Source organism: Deltaproteobacteria bacterium (assembly GCA_018668695.1).
Taxonomy (GTDB): domain Bacteria; phylum Myxococcota; class XYA12-FULL-58-9; order XYA12-FULL-58-9; family JABJBS01; genus JABJBS01.
In genome coordinates this window covers 1-4,044 of the sequence record JABJBS010000277.1, presented here as the reverse complement: position 1 = coordinate 4,044, position 4,044 = coordinate 1, and the positions used below count along the sequence as shown (strand labels likewise).

Annotated in this window: 3 protein-coding genes; 2 read left to right on the top strand and 1 reads right to left on the bottom strand. The window is 51.0% G+C overall.

Features of this window, described 5'->3' with window-relative positions:
• Nucleotides 1-1,035: hypothetical protein (locus tag HOK28_14760; protein MBT6434357.1), on the top strand; the 1,035-nt coding region annotated here is incomplete at its 5' end.
• A 141-nt stretch (nucleotides 1,036-1,176) separates the two neighbouring features.
• Nucleotides 1,177-2,670, top strand: coding sequence for a hypothetical protein (locus HOK28_14755; GenBank protein ID MBT6434356.1), 1,494 nt, complete (start codon nucleotides 1,177-1,179; stop codon nucleotides 2,668-2,670).
• Between the two features lies 1 nt (nucleotide 2,671).
• On the opposite strand, the gene HOK28_14750 is transcribed toward HOK28_14755, so the two are convergent.
• The gene (locus HOK28_14750) at nucleotides 2,672-4,024 is read right to left on the bottom strand and encodes an MMPL family transporter (GenBank protein ID MBT6434355.1); all 1,353 of its coding nucleotides are present in this window, start codon (nucleotides 4,022-4,024) and stop codon (nucleotides 2,672-2,674) included.
• Between the last annotated feature and the right edge of the window lie 20 nt (nucleotides 4,025-4,044).

Here is a 4,044-nt window from a genome sequence, read left to right as displayed (position 1 = left end):
GGTAAATCGTCAAACGTGGTGAGAGTGATTGGCCAAAGTGGTTCCGAGGTTCGTTTAGATGGCCTAACCGTTCAAGGAGGAGATGCTGCCGGTACGGGTGCGCAGTCACTGGGAGGCGGCTTGTATTCTTCGCAAAGTCGAATTCGATTGGTCGATGTGTCTTTTGTATCCAACCAGGCTTTAAGCGGCGGTGGGTTGGCGGTCGATGGTGGAGTTCTTTCCGTAGAACGAGGCCGGTTCGTGAGCAATACAGCGAGCGCTGATGGTGGTGCAATCATGGTTGCAGGCTCTGCGGTGGTCATTACCGGCCTGGAGATGGTCTCGAATACAGCAGACCGAGGTGGTGGCCTGTTCTTGCAAGACGCATCAGAAGTAAGACTGGAAAATACGCAATGGCTTACTCAGGCCGCGCGGCTCGGCGGCGCTATATTCGACTCTGGTTCACAAAGTTTCATTTTGACACGCGCCCAGTTTCAGTCCAACCAGGGTTATGAAGCTGGTGGCGCTTTGTATCTTGCTCTAACGCAAGAGCCGCTGATCGGTAATGCGACCTTCTTCGATAATGCTGCTCCGGCAGGTGCTTGTCTTTTTGCCGATTCCATTTCTCAGGTTTCCATCGCTGGTGTCACGATGACGGGCAATGTACCCGGTACTGGCGGGTCATTGGAGACAGCGGGCAGCGCAGTGAACGTGGTAAACAGTATCCTTTGGAATAATGTGCAGGAGATTTCCACGCAGGCAGGTGGTGTGGTTTCGGTTGCGTGGAGCATCGCGCCCGGCACTCTAACGGGCGATAACCTCATTTCTGAAGATCCACTCTTCGTGAGAGGCCCTGATGAACTACTCGTGACAGACCCAAACCTAGCTCTTCAAGCAGGTTCGAGTGCCATCGACTCGGGAAATAATAGCCTTATTCCGGACGGTTTGGGCGGCACAGATGCGGCCGGTATGGGTCGGCGCCGAGATGACTTAGCTGTGACCGATACGGGAGAGGGTGATGCACCCATTGTTGATCGCGGTGCTTTTGAACGCTGATTGGTCCTATTTGATGCCTCCAAAGACGCTTATTTTCATCGAAAAATTTTAAATCTCGTTGGTTTTCGCTGGTAGAACTTGATGTAGGTGGTTATCCTCCACTCTTCTGGTGGCAACCAGAATAACATGGGGAAATCAAATATGAGTCAAGCCGCTTTAGTTGTACGGGTTTTTGCATTGGTTGTGTGGTTCTGCGTTTCGGGCTGTAGTTCTGAGGCGGTCGTGCCTTCTGGTACTGATGAAACAGTCACCGATGAGACCGTGGCGCAACCGGATCCCGATACGGATACTGAAGATACTAGCCCCGATACTCCCGATGCCAGCGACGGATCCGACGCATCCGACCCATCCAATACAACGGACGTTCCAGACGATGAAACCCCGGAGCCCGCAGCGGAGCCAGACAACTGGATGGCGTCGGGAACTCAGGATGAAACCGCTTTTGCTTGGGGCCTTCAAATCAGTGACACCACCTCTGAGTCGGCGATGCTTTCAGTACGAACTCGAGAGTCCGTGGTTGACGTGAAGGTGCTGATGCTGAAAAACGGTGAGTGGGAAGATACGCTCATAGCGGATGACCAAGCCGTGGTGGATTCTGTTTTTCAAATGGAGATCACGGATCTAGAGCCAGACTCACTTTATTTTATCGCTATCTATTCTGCCGACCAAACACGCCGCTCGAGGGTAACCCGGTTTCGCTCTGCGCTGGCTGCTGATGCTTCGCGTATTCTTCGATTTGGAGCCACAAGCTGCCTCGGCGGGCAAAACCGACCCTTTCCTACACTGACCAGAGCAGCAGAAGAAAAGCTCGATTTTTTCTTAATGGCTGGAGACACGGTCTACGCTGATACATCGCTTACTTTCGGATCGTACCGAAATGCGTGGGAAGATGCTTTAAGCCAGCAAGGATTGCGGGACCTCTTCGCAAGTACGAGTGTGATCGCAACTTGGGATGACCATGAAGTGACCAACAACTGGTCTTGGGAAGACTTTCTGATTGAGGACCGTTTCGCGTGGGCTCGTGAAGCTTGGAGTGAATCGATTCCATGGAGAGAAGGACCGGGCGGTACCGGTATTTGGCGCCGTTTAAATTGGGGTAAAGTAGTCGATGTGTTGGTGATGGATACCCGTGGTGAGCGCTATGATGGCGACTACATCTCCATTGCTCAAATGGATTGGTTAAAAGCTTGGCTCTCAGAGAGCGATTCAAAGTTTAAGGTTATTCTACACGGTGTGCCGATTACCGATATGGACGGAATTTATGGTCCTATCAGTGAAGACGACCGCTGGGATGGTTACCAGCACCAGCGTTCTGAACTGCTTGAGCATATTGAAGACAATGATATTCAAGGCGTACTTTGGGTGTCTGGCGATTTTCACTTCAGTGCTTTGGCGAAGGTGGATAAGCCAGGTGGACCAGGCGCGAATCAGTGGGAGGTCTTTGCCGGGCCCGCCGGAAGTTTTGTGAATCCCATTGTTTATATTGCTCAGGAAAATGACCAGTACAAACACATCTACAAAACTTACACGTATACCTATTTCGAGGCAGATCCTGATGCAGGCACAATGCGCGTAAAGTTCATCAACGATGATGGCAATGTGCTCACAGAAGACGTTCTGCAATTGGTTGAGTAGCCTACTTTTTATCGGGCCAGCACACAGCCAGTGTAGCCGGCAGTAAAATCAAATCACCCATTAAAGCGCTGAGCATCGTAAAGCCCGTGAGCTCTGCGAAATGCCGCGTTGGATTGAACTCCGATAGGGTAAGAACCGCTAACCCTGATAGGGTAATGAGGCTTGAAAGCACAATGGCGCGGCCGGTGAACTCACCTGTTCTGCGCAGTGCATCGTGAATGCTGTGGTTCTGTATTTCTTCACGAAAACGCGTGAGAAAATGAATGGTGTTATCTACTGCAATGCCCAGGCTGAGCGAGAATACAACGACGTTGCCGGCATTTAAGTCATAGCCTTTCATGCCCATATAACCCATCGTCAGAATAAGTGGCGTCATGTTGGGTAGGATTGCAACGAGACCAAATAGCACAGAACGAAAGAGCAGAGCGATGATTGCAAAAATGACCAAAGCGGCTCCAGCAAAGGAATAAGAGAGGTCACGAATAAAGCGGTCCACCGCGACGCTATTCACGTAGACTTCTCCCGTGAGCTTCACTTGCGTGTTTGAGGATTCAGGGAAAACCTCTCGAATGGTGTCTTCAATCTCCGCAATGACTTTGAGTGATTCACGTGTACCGATGTCGCTCATTCTTAAAAGAATACGAGCCTGGCTTTGGTCGCGGGTAATGAAGTTGTAGGGCAGAAAAATCTCATGGAGCAGGTCCACAGTGCTGCGAATGACTTTTAGCTGGTTGAGCCCTTTCTCATCCGGAGTAGGCAGGGGCGGAACGCCTTCGAACTGCCCAGATTCACGCAGAAGATGTTGGTGAATGTCCACGTAGGAAAAGCTGGAGAGAATGGCGGGGTGAGAGTCTGCTAAGCTCTGGAGTTTGTGCAAGCGTGCAAAGTTCTCCGGCGTTAAGAGGTCATCCTCTTTGGCATCCACCCATACCTCTAGCCTTAGGAACCCGCCGAGTTTTTTGTCGATGGTCTCCAGGGTTTGCATCATCGGATGTTCTTCTGTGTACGTTTCCATGAACTCTGAATTGATTTTTACGGAAGACGCACTCCATAGACCGGCGGCGACGCAGCTAAGAGCAATTGCAAACCAAGCAAACCGATATTGAACCACGCGCCGACTGATGAATCGAACAAATGCAGCAACAGGCGTTTTTGAATTGGGTTGGTTCGGTGCTTCAAATTTTGCGAGGAAAAGGGAGAAAAGCAAGACCATAGAAATATAGAGAAGTGCCAGCCCTGATACGGATTGCCAGCCCATCGAGGTAAGCAATTTAGAGCGTGCTGCGAGAAGAGACGCAAAACCAATCGCGGTCGTGAGAATGGTTAACCCACAGGCAAGAATCATGTGACTCATTGTGCGATGCGCGGCGGCGG